General features: G+C 69.4%; 16 protein-coding genes. 6 read left to right on the top strand and 10 right to left on the bottom strand.

The genetic code is table 11. The annotated features are described in order from the left end of the window. Positions 1-44 precede the first annotated feature (44 nt). The gene (gene rpoD, locus ACQPWU_RS14600) at positions 45-1,148 is read right to left on the bottom strand and encodes an RNA polymerase sigma factor RpoD (RefSeq protein WP_241563834.1); all 1,104 of its coding nucleotides are present in this window, start codon (positions 1,146-1,148) and stop codon (positions 45-47) included. A 447-nt stretch (positions 1,149-1,595) separates the two neighbouring features. Then, on the bottom strand, positions 1,596-3,437 hold the full coding sequence (dnaG, locus tag ACQPWU_RS14595; RefSeq protein ID WP_433440155.1) for a DNA primase: 1,842 nt from the start codon (positions 3,435-3,437) through the stop codon (positions 1,596-1,598). Positions 3,438-3,579: 142 nt separating this feature from the next. Here dnaG and ACQPWU_RS14590 point away from each other — a divergent pair, with 142 nt between their 5' ends. Beyond that, entirely contained in the window at positions 3,580-4,491 is a 912-nt protein-coding gene (locus ACQPWU_RS14590) for a M23 family metallopeptidase (protein WP_433440153.1), read from the top strand. Here the strand turns inward: ACQPWU_RS14590 and ACQPWU_RS14585 are convergent. Together ACQPWU_RS14585 and ACQPWU_RS14580 are read right to left on the bottom strand one after the other, a co-directional pair. Beyond that, a complete protein-coding gene (locus ACQPWU_RS14585) occupies positions 4,454-5,617 on the bottom strand; it encodes an NAD(P)/FAD-dependent oxidoreductase (RefSeq protein ID WP_433440151.1) in 1,164 nt (387 codons plus the stop codon). The genes ACQPWU_RS14590 and ACQPWU_RS14585 overlap by 38 nt on opposite strands. 67 nt (positions 5,618-5,684) lie before the next feature. Further along, on the bottom strand, positions 5,685-6,905 hold the full coding sequence (locus tag ACQPWU_RS14580) for a deoxyguanosinetriphosphate triphosphohydrolase (RefSeq protein ID WP_433440149.1): 1,221 nt from the start codon (positions 6,903-6,905) through the stop codon (positions 5,685-5,687). A gap of 80 nt (positions 6,906-6,985) precedes the next feature. Here ACQPWU_RS14580 and ACQPWU_RS14575 point away from each other — a divergent pair, with 80 nt between their 5' ends. Then, on the top strand, positions 6,986-8,494 hold the full coding sequence (locus tag ACQPWU_RS14575; RefSeq protein WP_433440147.1) for a M48 family metallopeptidase: 1,509 nt from the start codon (positions 6,986-6,988) through the stop codon (positions 8,492-8,494). Here the strand turns inward: ACQPWU_RS14575 and ACQPWU_RS14570 are convergent. Further along, positions 8,491-9,222 carry a phosphotransferase gene (locus ACQPWU_RS14570; RefSeq protein WP_433440145.1) on the bottom strand — a complete coding sequence of 244 codons (732 nt, stop codon included), beginning with the start codon at positions 9,220-9,222 and terminating at the stop codon, positions 8,491-8,493. The two genes, ACQPWU_RS14575 and ACQPWU_RS14570, sit on opposite strands and share 4 nt — an antisense overlap. A 106-nt stretch (positions 9,223-9,328) precedes the next feature. Here ACQPWU_RS14570 and ACQPWU_RS14565 point away from each other — a divergent pair, with 106 nt between their 5' ends. Next, the gene (locus ACQPWU_RS14565) at positions 9,329-9,796 is read left to right on the top strand and encodes a DUF6194 family protein (protein ID WP_433440143.1); all 468 of its coding nucleotides are present in this window, start codon (positions 9,329-9,331) and stop codon (positions 9,794-9,796) included. A gap of 22 nt (positions 9,797-9,818) precedes the next feature. On the opposite strand, the gene ACQPWU_RS14560 is transcribed toward ACQPWU_RS14565, so the two are convergent. Together ACQPWU_RS14560 and ACQPWU_RS14555 are read right to left on the bottom strand one after the other, a co-directional pair. After that, positions 9,819-10,349, bottom strand: coding sequence for a GNAT family N-acetyltransferase (locus ACQPWU_RS14560; RefSeq protein WP_433440141.1), 531 nt, complete (start codon positions 10,347-10,349; stop codon positions 9,819-9,821). Between the two features lie 55 nt (positions 10,350-10,404). Beyond that, positions 10,405-11,259: a methyltransferase domain-containing protein gene (locus ACQPWU_RS14555; protein ID WP_433440139.1), complete on the bottom strand. Its 855-nt coding sequence runs from the start codon at positions 11,257-11,259 to the stop codon at positions 10,405-10,407. A gap of 409 nt (positions 11,260-11,668) precedes the next feature. On the opposite strand from ACQPWU_RS14555, the gene ACQPWU_RS14550 reads away from it, so the two are divergent. Next, positions 11,669-12,469: an FHA domain-containing protein gene (locus ACQPWU_RS14550; RefSeq protein WP_433440137.1), complete on the top strand. Its 801-nt coding sequence runs from the start codon at positions 11,669-11,671 to the stop codon at positions 12,467-12,469. Here the strand turns inward: ACQPWU_RS14550 and ACQPWU_RS14545 are convergent. Next, entirely contained in the window at positions 12,450-12,884 is a 435-nt protein-coding gene (locus ACQPWU_RS14545) for a nuclear transport factor 2 family protein (RefSeq protein WP_433440135.1), read from the bottom strand. The two genes, ACQPWU_RS14550 and ACQPWU_RS14545, sit on opposite strands and share 20 nt — an antisense overlap. Positions 12,885-12,983: 99 nt before the next feature. Between ACQPWU_RS14545 and ACQPWU_RS14540 the strand changes: the two genes are divergently transcribed. Next, positions 12,984-13,550 carry a TetR family transcriptional regulator gene (locus ACQPWU_RS14540; RefSeq protein ID WP_433440133.1) on the top strand — a complete coding sequence of 189 codons (567 nt, stop codon included), beginning with the start codon at positions 12,984-12,986 and terminating at the stop codon, positions 13,548-13,550. A 239-nt stretch (positions 13,551-13,789) separates the two neighbouring features. Further along, positions 13,790-13,975 carry a transposase gene (locus ACQPWU_RS14535; RefSeq protein ID WP_433440131.1) on the top strand — a complete coding sequence of 62 codons (186 nt, stop codon included), beginning with the start codon at positions 13,790-13,792 and terminating at the stop codon, positions 13,973-13,975. 258 nt (positions 13,976-14,233) lie between these two features. Here the strand turns inward: ACQPWU_RS14535 and ACQPWU_RS14530 are convergent, their stop codons facing one another. Together ACQPWU_RS14530 and ppdK are read right to left on the bottom strand one after the other, a co-directional pair. Next, positions 14,234-14,791, bottom strand: coding sequence for a GNAT family N-acetyltransferase (locus ACQPWU_RS14530; RefSeq protein WP_433440129.1), 558 nt, complete (start codon positions 14,789-14,791; stop codon positions 14,234-14,236). A 394-nt stretch (positions 14,792-15,185) separates the two neighbouring features. Next, positions 15,186-17,819, bottom strand: coding sequence for a pyruvate, phosphate dikinase (gene ppdK / locus ACQPWU_RS14525; protein ID WP_433440127.1), 2,634 nt, complete (start codon positions 17,817-17,819; stop codon positions 15,186-15,188). Positions 17,820-17,897 lie beyond the last annotated feature (78 nt).

Genomic DNA, 17,897 nt, shown 5'->3' with positions numbered 1-17,897 from the left:
TGGGACAGGCCCGGGCGGCACGCGCCCGGGCCCGTTCGCTCGGATCAGTCCAGGTAGTCCCTGAGCATCTGTGCGCGGGTCGGGTGGCGGAGCTTGGCCAGGGTCTTCGACTCGATCTGCCGGATGCGCTCCCGCGTGACGCCGAACTCCCTGCCCACCTCCTCCAGCGTGCGTGGATGCCCGTCGGCCAGGCCGAAGCGGAGCTGGATGATGCGCTGCTCGCGATCGGACAGCGTCGCCAGGATGTCGTCGAGCTGGTCCTGCAGCATGATGAAGGCCGCGGCCTCCATGGGCACGACAGCGTCGGCGTCCTCGATGAAGTCACCGAGGTCGGAGTCCTCCTCACCGATCGGCGACTGCAGCGACACGGGCTCCTGGGCGATGCGCTGGATCTCCACCACGCGATCGACAGGGAGGTCCATCTCCTTGGCGATCTCCTCGGGGATCGGCTCGCGGCCGAGGTCCTGGTGGAGCTGGCGTTGCACCCGTACGAGCTTGTTGATGGTCTCCACCATGTGCACGGGGATGCGGATCGTACGAGCCTGATCGGCGATGGCCCGAGTGATCGCCTGTCTGATCCACCAGGTCGCGTAGGTGGAGAACTTGTAGCCCTTCGTGTAGTCGAACTTCTCGACCGCACGGATGAGCCCGAGGTTGCCCTCCTGGATCAGATCCAGGAAGAGCATGCCGCGGCCCACGTACCGCTTGGCGATCGACACCACGAGCCTGAGGTTGGCTTCGATGAGCCGCTGTTTGGCTCGAGTGCCCTGCCAGACGAGCTCCCTGAACTCCGGGAAGGCCAGACGCGAGACCCCGTTGGCCAGCTTGTCCTCGGCGAACAGGCCGGCTTCGATCGACTTGGCGAGCTCCACCTCCTCCTCTGCGGTCAGCAAAGGCACGCGGCCGATCTCCCGTAGATATATACGGACCAGATCACTGGTCGGCGCCCGCTTGCCGACGTCTTCCTCATCGGCGCGGGTGGACTCCTCGTCGCCCTGGGGCTCGAGGACCTCCACGCCGTTCTCGGCGAGCATCCGCACGACGCGTTCCAGCGCGTCGGACGGCAACTCGGACCGGTCAAGCGCGGCTGCGACGTCATCGACGGTTACGCTTCCGCGCTCCCTTCCCTTCGCGACGAGGTCCGCCACCTGATCTACCGATGGCGGTCCGCTTGACAGCACCGATGCACCCACGGGAGACAGTCTGCAGTATTGGTTCCATCAAATGGCAGACCCATTTTTGTCACCGAAGGTAAGACGATCGTCCTTACCGAATTGAGATCGCTTTTAGGTTTGGCCGGAGTTTGATCAGGAAAGTAAAGTCAATTACGCGGTCTGGTTTCAGGCGCCCGGCGACACCCCCCGGCCGGACGCAACTCTTTCGCTGCCCTGACGTCGTTGTCCAGCACCTTTGCCACCCGTTGGACCGCGCCAGATTCCCTGGTCAACCACTCTGGTATGCGGCTTGTGATCGCGGCCAAACTGTTACCGACCACCGGCGTGAAACACCCGGCTCTTGGGGGTTCAGTGCGCGTCCGCGACCTCACATCGATACGGACGCGCGGGGCCCACCTGCCGCCGGCCCGCCTCGGGCGGTCAGCTCCCGGCGGCGCGGTCGCGGAGGACGCGGCGCTGCTGCTCCAGCGCCACCAGCTCACCGAACAGCTTGTTGTACTCCTGCTGCTCCTCCACCGGATTGAGCCGCTGGATCCGCGACTTCACCGCCGCGATCGCCCGGTCCACCGCGATGGCCTCGATGGCCGCCAGCATGGCTCCGGCGTACCGCTCCTCGGCATGTGCGTCCGCCTGCATCGGCTCCACCGCGAACCGGGTCACCAGCACCCGGGCCCCTTCCTCGTGCGCGTGCTCCAGCAGCAGGTCCACCCACTCGCGACCGCCGTAGGCGCCCGCCGCCACACCACCGGCGGCCACGATGACCTTGTGCAGCATCACGTGGTCGGGAGCCGTGAAGGCCTGCGGATCGAGCGCGTCGAAGCGGGGCCCCAGCAGCGCAGGACGCTGCACGGCCAGCTTGAGCAGCTCACCCTCCACCCGCACGCTCGGATCGACGGGCGCCGCCTTGGGCGCGCGCCGTGGGCGCCCCTGCTGCGCCCCGCCCACCTCGGCGATGCGCTGCATGACGAAGCGCTCGTCCATGAAGCCCAGCCACCGGTCCAGGTCGATGGCGTACCGCTTACGCAGCCCCACGTCCTTGATCCCGGCCACGATCGGCGCGGCGGCGTCCAGAGCGGCGATCTTGCCTTCGTTGCTGCGCAGGTCGTAACGGGAGATCGTGCTCCTGATCGCGAACTGGAACAGCGGCTCCCTGCTCGCGATCAGATCCCGCACGGCCGCGTCGCCCTGCTTGACGCGCAGGTCGCACGGGTCGAGCCCGTCGCCCTGCACCGCGACGTACGTCTGCGTGACGAACTTCTGCTCGTCGGCGAACGCCCGCAGCGCCGCCTTCTGGCCCGCCGCGTCACCGTCGAAGGTGAAGATCACCTCGCCCCGGAACTCGGCCTGGTCGAGCAGGAACCTGCGCAGGATCTTGATGTGCTCCTCGCCGAACGACGTGCCGCACGTGGCCACCGCCGTCGGCACCCCGGCCAGATGGCAGGCCATCACATCGGTATAGCCCTCGACGATCACCGCCTGAGCCCGCTTGGAGATCTCCCGCTTGGCGAGATCAATCCCATAAAGCACCTGGCTCTTCTTGTAAAGCGGCGAGTCAGGCGTATTGAGATATTTCGGCCCATCATCGGAATCAAGCAACTTCCGTGCGCCAAAACCGATCACATCGCCCGTCGCGTCCCTGATCGGCCAGATCAGCCGCCCCCTGAACCGGTCGATGGGCCCCCGCCGCCCCTCCTTGGCCAGCCCGCCCTTGACCAGCTCCTCGGCCGTGAATCCGCGCCCCAGGAGATGGCGGGTGAGCGCCTCCCACTCGGCGGGCGCGTATCCCACACCGAACGTCTCGGCGTCGGCCCGCTCGAACCCGCGCTCCGACAGGAACCGCCGCCCGGCCGCCGCGTCGGGCTTGAGCAGCTTGTCCGCGTAGAACTCGGCCGCCGCCTTGTGCGCCTCGATCAGCCTGGCCCGCTCGCCGTGGTCGCGCCTGGGAACGTAACCGCCCTGCTCGTACTGCAGCTGGATCCCGGCCCGCTGCGCCAGCCGCTCGACCGCCTCACCGAACGACAGGTGCTCAATCTTCTCGACGAACGTGATCACGTCGCCGCCCTCGGAGCAGCCGAAGCAGAAATACATCCCGCGCTCGGGGGTGACGTTGAAGGACGGGCTCTTCTCGTCGTGGAAGGGGCACAGGCCCTTGAGGTTGCCGCCCCCCGCGTTGCGCAACTGGATGTGCTCGCCGATCACATCGGCGATGGGTGAACGCTCGCGTACGAGCGCGATGTCGACGTCACGGATCCGGCCAGCCACGCCGGTGAGTCTATTCCGCCCCACCGACGCTTCCAGCCGGTACGGGTGCGGTACGGGATAGACGGGCATTACCTGTGGGTTGCGAAAGGGGGAAAGCGGCTCTGCGAGGTGCCTCCGTCGGCTACAAAGGTAAAGGTTGTCGGTGGAAACGGTGACACGGGTGGAGATCATGCGATCGGGGCATCTCGGACGATGGGCGGCCGTCATGGGCGCTGTGCTGCTGACCGCTGCCTGCTCCCAGGCCACCGGGCTGGCCGGGGTCAGCGCCCAGTCGCCCGCCACCGCGCCACCCGCCACTGCCTCGCCCGCGGCGGTCTCGACGAGCCCGGCGACCTCCGCGACGCCCAGCCCGACGGCGGAGCAACAGGCGGCCGAGCAGCCGCCCAAGGGTGACGACCCGGTCAGGGTGCCGCCGCCGAAGCTGTCGAAGTACGAGTACACGTTCCCGGTCAAGGGCTGCAAGACGACCTACCAGCGCAAGCTGCTCGTGCTGCCCAAGACGACGATCTGGGCCGGGCAGGGGTGCGCGTTCGTGGCGCCGGTCGGCGGCGTCGTGGACGAGGTGAACACCCAGAACAAGTGGCGACCGTCCACGGACGTGGGGGCCGACCGCGAGGGGAGGTTCGTCACGATCATCGGTGACGACGGCGTGCGTTACCTCGGCGGCCACCTCGACTCGGTCGCCGACGGCCTCAAACCGGGCCTCCGGGTCAAGGCGGGCCAGTTGCTGGGGCGGGTGGGCAGGTCGGGCAACGCCCGCGACACCGGGCCCAATCTCTACTTCGCGATCTCGTGGAAGACGGGCCCGGCCTTCTGGTGGGTACGCAGGGGCATGGTCAAGCCGTGGGACTACCTCGACGCCTGGCAGTCCGGCAACCGCACGTACTCGCCCAGGGAGGAGACGCTGGCACTGCGCGGCAAGCTGGGCGAGACGCCGAGCTGCACCGTGCAGTGCGCGTCGAAGAAGACCCCGCAGGCCGGGAAGACACAGGGCCCGAAGCGCGACGACGGCACGGTCACCGTGAACCCGTCGATAGCTCCTTTTGGTCGATGATGACGCCTGACCTGATGAGCTCCTGGATCTCGTCCACGACGTCCCAGGTGTTGACGTTCATGCCGGCGATCACCCGGCCGCCGCGCAGCCAGTACGCGATGAACTCCAGGCTCGCGGGCTCGCCGCGGTAGACGATCTCGTCGTAGCCCTCGATGTCGCCGGAGAACTCCATGCCCAGCTCGTACTGGTCGGTGTAGAAGTACGGGATCAGGTCGTAGACCACGTCCTGGCCGAGCATGGACCTGGCGGCGGCCGGGCCACCGTGCAGGGCGTTGTTCCAGTGCTCGACGCGCAGGCGGCGCCCGTACAGGGGGTGGAAGGGTTCGGCCACGTCGCCGGCGGCGAACACGTCGGGATGTGAGGTACGCAGGGCGGCGTCGGTGAGGATGCCCTGGCCGACGTCAAGCCCGGCCTCGCGGGCCAGCCCGACCTCGGGCACGGCTCCGATGCCGACCACCACGAGGTCGGCGGCGAGCCGCTCGCCCGAGCTGAGCCGCACGCCGGTGTCGGTGATCTCGGCGGCGGCGGTGCCGAAGCGCAGGTCCACGCCCTTGCCTGCGTGCAGGCGCGCGAACAGGTCGCCGAGCTCGTGACCGAGCGCCCGGTTGAGCGCGGTGGGCTCGGGCTCGACGACGGTGACCTCGCAGCCCGCCGCACGGGCGGCCGCCGCGGTCTCCAGCCCGATCCAGGACGCGCCGACGATGAGCACGCTGCCGGCGGTGGCGAAGCGTTCCTTGAGTGCCTCGCTGTCCTGGACGGTACGCAGGTAGTGGGCGGGCCCCGGCAGGCGTCTCGGGGTGGCGCCGGTCGTGATGAGCAACTTGTCGTACGGCTGGCGCGACCCGTCGCCGAGCCTGACCAGGTGATGATCGGGCTCAATGCGGGTGACGCGGGTGCCGAGCCGCAGATCCACGCCGTTGTCCGCATACCACTCGGGGGCGTGGACGAAGATCTTGTCTCGTTCGCTCTTGCCCTGGAGGTACTCCTTGGACAGGGGCGGTCGCTCGTAGGGCCGCTCTGGCTCGGCGCCGATCAGGACGATCTCGCCGTCGAAGCCTTCCTCGCGTAGCGTCTGCGCGGCCTTGGCTCCCGCAAGTCCCGCGCCGACGATCACATATGTGGCCATGGGCGCAGTATCCGCCCGCCGGGGTCATGGGAAAAGCCTGGTGGCCAGGCTCATGGAGAAAGCTTGGTCAGCGGGAGAGCCTGCGGTGCCAGGCCACCGCCGAGGTGTCGGTGAGCGAGGCGATCTGGTCGATGACCACGCGGACGCGGGCCGCGTCGTCGGGGGCCTCCAGGTACGCGGGCCTGAAGGCGGGCTCCAGCGTGCCCGGCGCGCCCAGCGTGATCAGGGCGGCCAGCTCGCTGATGAGCTCGCGCTGCCTGGCCTGGTTGGCGTTGTGGTCCCTGGTGGTCATGACGTAGTGGGCGGTCACGCCTTTGAGCAGGGCGCACTCCAGCCGGGTGGCGTGGGGGACGACGAGGTCGGCGCGGTGGCGGGAGCCGTGCACCTCCTTGGTGGCGGCCTGGGCGGAGCGGCAGAAGCGGCCGATGAGCCCGCTCGTGAGGGCCTTGAGGCCGGCCAGGTCGGAGAGCGTGGCCTCGAAGCGGCGCGGCCAGAGCGGGTCGATGATCAGCCTGGCGAAGATCTCTTCCAGCTCGTTGAGGTCGGCGTACGGGGCGTACCAGGTTCGGGTGGTCTCGCACACCAGCGTGCGCTCGATGGGCGACCGGAGCGCTTCGGGCGTGACGTGGCCGGAGTGCAGGGCGTCCTCGAGGTCGTGGACGGAGTAGGCGACGTCGTCGGCCCAGTCCATGATCTGTGCTTCGAAGCTCACCCGCCCTTCCGGCGCGCCGTCCCTGATCCACCGGAACACGGGTAGATCATCGTCATATACGCCGAACTTTGGGGATTTAACGCATGTCCAGGGATATTTGATGGAAGCATCGAGGGCTGCCCGCGTCAGGTTGAGACCGGCGCTGCGGCCGTCCTCGGTGAGGACCTTGGCCTCCAGCCTGGTCAGCAGGCGCAGGCTCTGCGCGTTCCCCTCGAAGCCGCCGCACGAGGCCGCCAGCGCGTTGAGTGCCATCTCCCCGTTGTGCCCGAACGGCGGGTGCCCCAGGTCGTGCGCCAGACAGGCCGTCTCCACCAGGTCGGGATCGACGCCGAGCGTGGCACCCATCTCCCTGCCGACCTGGCCGCATTCGAGGGAGTGCGTGAGCCTGGTGCGCGGGATGTGCTGGCCGCCGCCGAGCGTCTCGCCAGGGCCCACGACCTGCGTTTTCGCGGCCAGCCTGCGGAGTGCGGCGCTGTGCAGCACCCGTGCCCGATCGCGCTCGAACGCGGACCGCTCAGGATTGCCGGGAGGTTCCGGAACCCAACGGTCCTGATCGTGCTGGTCGTAGTACGGCATTGCTTAGGCGATTTTATCCAGTTTCCCGACTCCGCTAGTGTCAAGCCTCGCGAGAACCCATTCCCCGGGAGCCCTCCCCCATGACGACAGCGTTCCGAGCAGTGCTGGCCTTCACCCTGCTCGCCGGCTTCTACGTTCTGGTCGGCCTCATCCTGGCGGCCGCCATCTTCTTCGACGTCCTGCTCTTCGTCGACTTCCACGCCAACGCCCTCAAGATCGCGATCGCCCTCACTCTGGCCGCCGGCGCCCTCGTACGGGCGCTGTTCATGGTGAGCCGCCGCCAGGGCGGTGAGCAGCCCGGGGTGCCGGTCGGGCGCGAGCACGAGCCGGTGTTGTGGCAGACGGTCGAGGACCTCGCGCAGCGCGTGCGCACGGCGCCGCCGGACGAGATCCGGCTGGTGGCGGAGGTGAACGCGGCCGTCTCCGAGGACACGCGCTGGCTGGGCATGAAGGCGACGCGGAGGCGGATGTTCATCGGCCTGCCGCTGCTGCAGACGCTCACGGTGGACGAGATGCGCTCGGTGCTCGGGCACGAGCTCGGCCACTACAGCGGCGCCCACACGCGCCTGGGCGCGCCGGTCTACCGGGGGCGGGTCTCGCTCATCGCCACCGTCCATGGGCTGGGCAACCACCCGTTCATCCAGCGCCTGTTCACCTGGTACGCCAAGCTCTACCTCCGGGTCTCGCAGGCCGTCTCGCGCAAGCAGGAGCTGGAGGCCGACCAGTTCGCGGTCTCGATCAGCGGCCGGCAGGCCATGGCGGGCGCACTGCGCAAGATCCACGCCACCGCGACGGGCTGGGACCTGTACGTCAACGACTACCTGTCGCTGACCGGCAAGGGCGGCACCAGACCGGTCTCGGTGTTCGGGGGCTTCCACGCCCTCATGAGCGACCCCGACCGGCAGTCCGAGATCGCCAAGCTGGGCGAGGAGCCGGAGGAGGTCTCACCGTACGACTCCCATCCCAGCCTGGCCGAGCGCCTGGCCGCCATCGACCGCCTGCCGGAGCCGCCGCACGTGCCGGATCCCCGGTCCGCGCTGACGCTGCTGCGCGACGCGAACGTGGCGGTGCAGGCGGTGGAGCAGTCCATGTGGACGCCGGAGGCGCTGACGGGGCTGCGGCCGGTGTCGTGGGAGGAGCTGGTGGCGCACGGCATGTACACGGGCCGCAACGCCGATGCCCTGCGCGATCTGGCTGTGGCCGGGCAGCGGGTCATGGGGGCCGCGCGGCCGTACCTGGACGCCGCCTTCGAGGCGATCGCGCGGGGCCGGCAGACGGAGCTGGAGGCCGTGCTGCGCGAGCTGGGCTGGAACCCGTCGGACACCCTGCTGGCCGGGGTGCTGGGGCAGGCGCTGGAGGCTGTGCTGATCCAGCTCGGGCAGGCCAAGTGGACCCTGTCGTGGTCGGGGCCGGCGCGGCTGCTGTACGACGACGGGGAGGAGGTGGCGCTGTCGGAGTACGCCGCGCAGGTGGCGGCCAACCCGGCGGCCGTGCCCGGGCTCCGGCAGTGGCTGGGGGACCACGGCATGCGCGCCGACTACATCCCCATCGAGGAGCCCGTCCCCGGGGCTCCGGTTTCCCCGGTCTAGCGCAAGGCCCGCTCGAACGTGGCGCGGTGCTCGGCGACCCAGTCGTGGCAGGCGCGTACCTGCGCGACCACTCCGCCCTCGCGCAACCTGACCGCGTACCGCATCCCGGCCGCCGCGTCGGCCTCGATGCCGCGCCGGCACCTGTCCTGCCACCACAGGATCGCCTCGACCACCTCGCCGCGCTCCCGCAGCCCGTAGGCGTCGCAGATCAGCCGCACCCGCCGGGCCGCGTCGGCCGGGTCCTCGACCGCGGGGCCCAGGCCCGCGTACTGCCAGCAGACGTGCGCCACGTCGTGGACGCGCCGGCCCGGCCCGGCGATGTCCCAGTCGATGAACGCCACCGGCCGCAGTTCCTCGCCCCGGTAGACGGTGTTCTTGGGAGACAGGTCGTTGTGGCAGACGACCTCCTCCTCGCCGGCCAGCGGCGTGCCGGCGGTCAGGTCGTGGAACTCCCGCACCATCTCGGCCACCCGCGCCAGGCTCTCGTCTGAGGTGACGCCGTCCGGCTGGACGTCCTCCCAGGCCACGTGGCCGTCCACGAAGCTCAGGATCTCGCGGCCCCGCTCGTCGAGCCCCAGGAACCGGGGCGCGCCCGCCCACCCGCTCCGCTGGAACAGGCGCAGCAACTCGTGCACGTACGCGGCCCGCTGCCCGGGCGTTCGCCGGACGGTGTCGCCGACGCGGACGACGGCGTTGACGAAACCCCCGGGAAGGTGTGTCTCAGACATGCTAACCAGCCTGTCAGACACTCCTGCGGTTTGAGACTTTCGGCAGATCGACCGCCTAGATGGAGCGTAAAGTCTCACTGGGAGGGTCAATGAAACACTTGAAGGCATGACCGAGAACGAGATCATTGGATTCGTGTCCGGCTTCCCCGGAGCCGTGGCCATGACCATCAGCGCGGACAGCGGAGCACCCGAGATCGCCTGGGGAGACACGTTCTTCTACTACGACCCGGAGGGCACTCTGGAGGCCCGCCCCCGGCAGCCGTTCGCGACCATCGTCACCAAGGACTACGACGGGTACGACACCGCCTCCGACCTGAACAGGCCGGGCGTGTTCCGGCTGAACATCCACGTCGGGAGCGGCGAGTTCCAGCGGCTCGTCGGCTACCCTCCGAAGGCGCACGCCGAGCACCACGCCGGCATCGACTACACGGTCGAGGACCGCCTCATCCCGCACCCGGTGTACGCGCGTCAGGGCTGGATCGCGATCCTGAACCCGGGCGAGCAGGCCCGCCCCCTCCTGGCCGAGGCCCACGCCCGCGCCGTGGCCCACCACCGTCCCCACAGGGCCTCATGACCCATCTGGCCGCCGTGGCGCGTCAGTCGTCGTGCCAGTCCGGGAGTGTGACCGTGCCGGAGAGCCAGTCGCGGCGGATGATCGCGTAGCCGACGGAGTCATGGAGGTTGCCGTCCCTGTCAGGCCACGCCTCCCGGTAGTGCGACTCCTTGGCGTACCCGCTCTTGCGGAAGACCGCTCTCATCACGTGGTTGTCCTGGCGGGTGTTGCCCTCGATCCGGTTGATGTGCGGCATCTCGGTGAACAGGTAGCCGGTCAGCCAGGCGACCGCCTCGGCGCCGAGGCCCCAGCCCCGCCACTCCTGCCCTATCCGCAGATCGAACATGGGCGTCTCGTCGGCGAGATCCAGCAGCTTGATCAGACCGACGCGCTGCCCGTCGGCGAGCACCCAGAACGTCCTCGTCTCCTCGTCGTCGTAGAGGCCGTCGGCGGCGCGGCTCCTCACGGCCTCGGGGTCCTGGGTGCCCGCGTGGAAGGGCCATTCCTGCCGGGTCAGGAAGTCGACGAGAAGGTCGGTGTCGTCGAGGGAGAATCTCGCGAACTCGATGCGCATCCCCGCATCCTGCTCGTCGGCTTCGCCCCCGGGCAAACGAATTAGACCCGCTCCCCTATCCGATCACCCGCTCGGGGCTGTCCAGCCAGACCCGCTGCCCCTCGGGCGTGACCGTCATGCCGAACCGCTCCCGCTCTGGCTCGTCCCACTCCGTCCACGTCCGGTAGGCCTCACGCCGATCTCCGATGAGGTCCACGGCCAGGGCTGCGCCGGACGGGTCGTTCTGCCGGGTGCACATCGTCGTGAGCCGCGAGAACCGGCCGCTCGCCGTGCCGTCCGGCCCGGCCACCAGCCGCAGGGCGTGATTGTCACCGAAGCCGCAGACGATCGCCGCCCCAGGGCGGGCCTGCGCGATCCAGGCGTACGGCACGGTGCGCACGGCGTACGTCACTAGCACCCCGTCATACGGCGCCCGCTCGGCACAGCCCGCCGCGCCGTCCCCCACGACGAGGTGCGGCATGGCGCCGGCGGCCGCCAGGTTCTTTGCGGCCTGCTCGGCCACGGCGGCGTCCGCCTCGACCGAGGTCACGCTTCCCGACTGGCCCACCAGGCGGCCGAGCAGCGCGGCGGTCCATCCCGTGCCCGTCCCCACCTCCAGCACCCGCTGCCCGGACACGGGCCCGAGCAGCTCGAGCAGGTCGGCGACCGCGCTGGGCGCGGGGCACGAGCACTCATTGCCCGTCACGATCGGCCGGCCCGCGTAGACGGCGTCCCACCAGGCCGGCGGGTCGGTGTCCCGGTCGATCGGCACGCGACGCCCGTCGCGCTCGATGGACTCGCCCACGGGTGGCATGAACCAGTGGCGGGGAACCGCCCGCAACGCCTGCTCGATCGGGCGGGTGAGGGGCAGGCGGTGCTCGGTGATGGCCGCGATCATGGCGTCCAGCCGCCATGCGATGTGCGGCAACATCACGTCTCCCCGTTCGCGAAAGGATGCCCACAGTTGTGCCACCCCACAGCTCCACCTCCGCACCGCCGAAAACGCTATCCGTGACGGTACGGCTACGATCCGAATGCGGCAAGGGGTTCCATGGAAGTGACCGGCGACCCGGCACGGCGGCGCCGCCGGGACGGCCCCGGGCGTGCTGACTCCTCAGCCGAGCCGGTGCGGAGGAAGGCGTCCAAAGCGTGATCAAAACTCTGCGTATTTCCGCGCTCACGCAGTAGATTCGGGGGCGCGCGGTGTTCCGCCCTGGTCGCTCCGCCCCCACGCGGCCACCCGGCGCCTGAACCCTCCTCGTGCGGGCCGGGAGGGGTCCCGGAGAGGTTGGGGCACCATGTGGGGGCGCGCGTACGACAAGCACCAAGGAGGCGAGTAGATGAGCGTCGCCAACAGCCTCGCGCATGGCGTGGAAGCGGCCGTTCCCGGCACACTCCACGCCCGCACCATCACCGGTGGCATCAAGGTCCGGCCGCGCCCTGGCCGTCAGGTCCGCTTCGGCCGGGCCAAGCGTCCGGCCGTCGACCTGAGCGTGGGGACGGACGACCAGTCGGTGAGCCGCCTGCACGCCGAGGTGACGTACCAGGACAGCTACTGGTGGCTGCGCAACATGGGCCGGCAGCTCATGCGCCTGCCGCACGGCCAGATGATGCACCAGTCATCCGATCCCATCCCGCTGACGGCGGGCTACACCCCGCTGTTCATCAGGGGCTCCGGCTACCGTCAGCACCTGGTGGAGCTCTACGTCACGGGACGCTACGGCGACACCCAGACGGATCGCCACGAGGCCGAGACCATCCCGCCGAAGATCTGGGAGATAAACGCGGCAGAGCGCCTGCTCCTGGTGGTCCTGGGCGAACGCTACCTGCTGTACGAGGAGGCGCCTCGGCCGCTGACGTACAAGCAGGCCGCGGCCCGGCTGGCCTACCTCCGCCCGGATGACGACTGGCGGGCGAACATCATCGAGGACCGCATCGAGGCCGTCCGCTACCGCCTCCACGCCGGCGGCTTCCCGTACCCGCTGCGCCACGACAAGGCGGAGGGCCGCCCCTACGACAACAACCTCCTGCACAACCTCCTCAGAGGGCTGGTCGAGTCGACGACCCTCGTCCCCCCGGACCTGGACCTCCTGGAGTCCGGGCTCGCCCATCCAGGCACGGCTACCCAGCCAGAGCGGTGAGCAGGTCCCCGACGGCTCCGAAGGCGACGGCCGCGTCGAGGGGGTTGGCGTAGGACCGGTGGGAGACGATGAGCCCGTCGCGTACCCGGGCGACCATGACCAGGTCGGAGGCGAAGCGCCTGCCGGTGGCGGTGACGGTGCCGTGCAGCCGGTATTCGGCGATGACGACCTCCGGGTCGGCCGTCTGGTGGATCCGGGCGTCGGTGACGGCGTCGAAGCGCTGCACCAGCGCCCCCTCGCGCAGGTGGGCGCGGAAGGTCTCGCGGCCCGGCTCCTGAGCCGGCACGCCCGGCGGCAGGTACGGCATCTCGAAGACGGCGTCCTCCGCGAACAGGTCGGCCATCTCCTCACAGGGGCCGTGGGCGACGAGGCTCAGCAACTGCCCGACGATCTGGTGTGCGCCGGCAACGGTCATGGCATACTCCTTGATTAAGCGGGGCGTCTGCACCGCTTAATCATTATGCGGGGCGATCGCCCCGGTTTACAAGGGGGACGATTGGACAGCCAGCGGCCGATGCGTGCCGACGCCCGGCGCAACAGGGAACGCATCCTCGAAACCGCCCGCGAGGCCTTCGCCATCGAGGGCCTGACCGTGTCGCTCGATGAGATAGCCCGCCGCGCAGGGGTCGGCCCAGGCACCGTCCACCGTCACTTCCCGGCCAAGGAGGCGTTGATCGAGGCGGTCCTCACCGAGCACCTCGCCTCGCTCACCGAGCAGGCCCGCCAGGCCGTCCAGAGCGACCGCGACGGGTCGGCGTTCTTCCCGTTCCTGCACAGCCTGATCAGCGACGCCCACGGCAAGCAGGACCTGGCCGACGCGCTCGCCCAGGCCGGCGTCAAGCTGTCCGAGCGCACCCAGGAGACGGCCCTTGACCTCCGCCAGGCCTTCGCCGATCTGCTCGTACGGGCTCAGGAGGCCGGCGCCGTGCGGACGGACGTGGACGCCGAGGACGTGCAGGCGATCGTCCTAGGAGCGCTCACCGCCGAGCGCCACCATCCCGCCCCCGACCGGCCCGGCCGCATGGCCGCCGTCGTGCTGGACTGCCTGCTGCCTACGCCGGAGGAACGGCCGCGCGGCTAGGGCCCCCTCGGCCTAGATGCGTACGCTGTGCGCACGGCGCTGTGCGTGTCACGAAGATCCCGAACGGATCGCCATCCGCGAGGCGCTCGCGTTCGGCAAGGCCCTCTACGACCGGCGCGTTGCCCTCGGGTTGAGCGTGGCTGAAGTCGCCGACCGAGCGGGCATGACCGAGGACGAGATCGAGTGCAAGGCTGCTCCGACTCAACAGGCCCGCCGCCGTTTCCCCGCATCCAGGTCGTGTGTCGGAAGTGGATCTCGGGCATGCGGATGATCACGGGCAACTGATCGACGGCATACGGTGGCGGACCCGGACCGGGACGCCGTGGCGGGATGTCCCGGAACGGTACGGGCCCTGGGGCCGAGGCGGCCTGACCACCAAGCTCCACTTGGCCGTCGAGCAAGGGCGAAGCCCATGTCGATCGTGATCAGAGCCGGGCAGCACGAGGACTCCCCGCAATTCGAACCTGTCCTGGAGAAAGTCCGCGTGCCCCACATCGGTCGGGCCGACCGCGCACCCGGCCGGTTCGCGTGCGCGCCGACAAGTCATACGCCTCCCGGAAGAACCGCGCCTACCTGCGCAGCCGCGGGATCCGCTGCACCATCCCAATCAAAGTCGACCAGGAACGCAACCGCAAAAAACTTGGCTCCCGCGGCGGCCTTCCGCCGAAGATCGACAAGACCGACTACCGCGAGCGCAACGCGGCAGCCTCATCCAGAGCGACCCAGTAGCGGCGCTTGACCCCGATTCCGGTGCTGCGCACATCTTCCAGGACGCCACCGTTGCTCTCGATGGTGCGCGCCGAGCCGACATTGTCATCGTCACAGGTGAGAAGGACCCGGTCCAGACCGAGCCCCGGTGCCTTGAGCAGGACCGCTCCCAGCGCCCACGTGGCGAGTCCGCGTCTCCTGGCAGAAGGCCGAATGCTGTAGCCGATGTTTCCGCCGCTTTCCAGCAGAAAGGCGTTCAGATAGTGCCGAAGGTCGATGGCCCCCAGGTAGGTCCCGCCGTCGACTATCCACCAGTGGGTGGCGTGCACGCGCCCTTCCCCTACAGGCAGCGAGCGGTCCGACTGCCGGCGCAGTCGCTCGACCCATGCTGCGAACCCGTCCGGGCTGTTGAGGTCATCGTCAGCGACCAGACCCAGGCCGGCCCCGTCCTGGTGAGCACCCGGCTCCCATTCGTCGCGCGCCGCGAGCCACGAGGAATGCAGCCGTCCCGTGGGGGCGATCAGTTCAGCCATGCGATCGACGATAACACCCACGCACCCTATGTGATCAGGCATTTTGTACCGGGCCCGGCCCTTTGCTCCTCGGGTGGGACACATCGGAAAGCCGGTTCTCCGCAGACGGGCGCCACCATCCGCCTTGCCTTCCACGGCTGCAGCCGAGACACCTTCCTCTGGAAACGTGGCCCGCGGCCGGTCGGCGGAAGGGGACCGGCAGGCCACCTCGCCCGGGGTCGGGCACCAGCAAGCCCATCCCGGTAACCGCGTAACGGGTGGGACTGGCGAGCGAAGCGAGCGGGGTTTTCGGGGGGTCGAAGGGGGCGTGAGCCCCCTTCGAGGCGTTGCGCGGAACTCCCACCCCCGTCGAGGACCATGCGTTTCCCCTTGGCCCCCCGAATCCCCCTGGGTTCTAGCGCGTGTCGGAGTCCGTTTCGGCCAGGGCGGCGCGGCCGGCCTCCAGGCGGGCTATCGGGATGCGGAAGGGTGAGCAGGAGACGTAGTCCAGGCCGACCTCGTGGCAGAAGTGCACCGAGTCCGGGTCTCCGCCGTGCTCGCCACAGATGCCCAGGTGCAGGTCCGGACGGGCCGACCTGCCCTCCTCCACCGCGATCTCGATCAGGCGGCCCACGCCCTCCCTGTCCAGGGTCTCGAACGGGGAGACGCCGAAGATGCCCAGGTCCAGGTAGCGGGAGAAGAAGGCCGACTCCACGTCGTCCCGGGAGAAGCCCCACGCCATCTGCGTGAGGTCGTTGGTGCCGAACGAGAAGAACTCCGCCGCCTCCGCTATCTGGGCCGCCGTCAGGGCCGCCCTCGGGACCTCGATCATGGTGCCGATGAGTGCGTCCACGCCGGTCTCCGCGAGGATCTTCTCCGCCTCCTCACGTACCGACTCCAGCTCCTGTACGGCCGCCACCAGCGGGATCATGATCTCCGGCCGGGCGCCGGGCACCTCCTTGGCCGCCTGGGCGATCGCCCTCACCTGCATCGTGAACAGGCCCGGGATCACCAGGCCCAGGCGGACGCCCCTGAGGCCCAGCATCGGATTCTGCTCGTGGAGGCGCTTCACCGCGGCGAGGAGCCGGCGGTCCTTCTCGGTGGCCTCGTCCGTGGCGGCCTTGACCGAGAGGTCCACGATGTCGGGGAGGAATTCGTGGAGAGGCGGGTCGATGAGGCGGATCGTGACGGGAGCACCGTCCATCGCCTGAAATATCTGGGTGAAGTCGGCCTTCTGCAGCGGCTCCAGCGCGTCCAGCGCCGCCTGGCGCTCCTCGTCCGTCGACGCGAGGACCAGGTCCTCCACCAGCTGCCTGCGCTCACCCAGGAACATGTGCTCCGTACGGCACAGCCCGATGCCCTCCGCCCCGAAACGGCGGGCCCGCGCCGCGTCCTCCGGGGTGTCGGCGTTCGCCCGGACGCCCAGCCGCCGCATCGAGTCCGCGTGGCGCATGATCCGGTCCACGGCCTTGACCAGCTCGTCCTCCGGCGGGGCGCCCTCGAAGTACTCGACCACCGCCGAGTCCACGACCGGCACCTCCCCGAGGAAGATCTCCCCGGTGGTCCCGTCGATGGAGATGACGTCGCCCTCGGACACCGCCACCCCGCCGGGTGCGGTGAAGCGGCGCTCATGGGGAGAGACCTCCAGCTCCTCCGCCCCGCACACGCACGTCTTGCCCATGCCCCTGGCGACCACGGCCGCGTGGGAGGTCTTGCCGCCGCGGCTGGTCAGGATGCCCTTGGCCGCGATCATGCCGGCCAGGTCGTCGGGGTTGGTCTCACGGCGGACCAGGATGACGTCCTCGCCCTGCTCCGACAGCTCCACCGCCCGCTCGGAGGAGAAGACGGCCTTGCCCACGGCAGCGCCGGGGGAGGCGTTCATGCCCTTGGCGATCTTCTTCTTCTCCGCGCCGCCGTCGAAGCGGGGGAACATGAGCTGCGCCAGCTGATCGCCGGTGACCCGGGTGACGGCCTCGTCGAGCGTGATCAGGCCCTGGTCCACGAGCTGCGTGGCGATGCAGAAGGCGGCCGCCGCGGTGCGCTTGCCGACCCGCGTCTGCAGCATCCACAGCTTGCCGCGCTCGATCGTGAACTCGATGTCGCACAAGTCCTTGTAGTGGTTCTCGAGGGTCTCCATGATCCGGAGCAGCTCGTCGTACGAGGGCTTGTCGATGCGCTCGAGCTCCTCCAGCGGGATCGTGTTGCGGATGCCGGCCACCACGTCCTCGCCCTGGGCGTTCTGCAGGTAGTCGCCGTAGATGCCCTGCCTGCCTGTGCCCGGGTCACGGGTGAAGGCGACGCCGGTGCCGGAGTCGTTGCCGACGTTGCCGAAGACCATGGCCACGATGTTCACGGCGGTGCCGAGGTCGGCGGGGATGCGTTCCTGGCGCCGGTAGAGGATGGCCCGGGGGGCGTTCCAGGAGTCGAAGACCGCCATGACGGCCAGGCGCATCTGCTCGCGCGGGTCGGTGGGGAAGTCCTTGCCGGTCTGGTCGCGGACGATGCCCTTGAACGTCTCCACGAGCCGCTGCAGCTCGCCCGCGTCGAGGTCGGTGTCCTGGCGCCTGCCCTTCAGCTCGTCGAGCGCGTGCTCGAACAGGTCGCCGTCGATCCCGAGCACCGTCTTGCCGAACATCTGGATGAGCCTGCGGTACGAGTCCCACGCGAAGCGGTCGTTGCCGCCCGCCTGCTTGGCCAGGCCGTGCACCGACTCGTCGTTGAGCCCGATGTTGAGGACGGTCTCCATCATGCCCGGCATCGAGAACTTCGCCCCGGACCGCACGCTCACCAGCAGCGGGTCGTCGGCCTGCCCGAGCCGCCGGCCCATCTGCTCCTCGAGCGCGTCGAGGTGCTCGGCGACCTCCTCGTCCAGGCCGTCCGGTACGACGCCCGTCGCCAGATAGTGGCGGCAGGCGTCGGAGGTGATCGTGAATCCGGGGGGAACGGGCAGCCCGAGGTTGGTCATTTCAGCGAGATTCGCACCCTTGCCGCCGAGAAGATCCTTGAGATTCCTGTTGCCCTCGGTGAAGTCGTAAACGTACTTGGCCACCACACGCTCCAATCAACGCCTCTGCCCGGACTCTACCGGCGAAATTGATGATGAAACTGCACCCCTCGGATAAGTTGT

Origin of the sequence: Nonomuraea sp. CA-141351 (assembly GCF_050944675.1) — a bacterium.
Taxonomy (GTDB): domain Bacteria; phylum Actinomycetota; class Actinomycetes; order Streptosporangiales; family Streptosporangiaceae; genus Nonomuraea.
The sequence above is the reverse complement of the archived record's forward strand: the minus strand, read 5'-3'. Positions and strand labels throughout refer to the sequence as shown.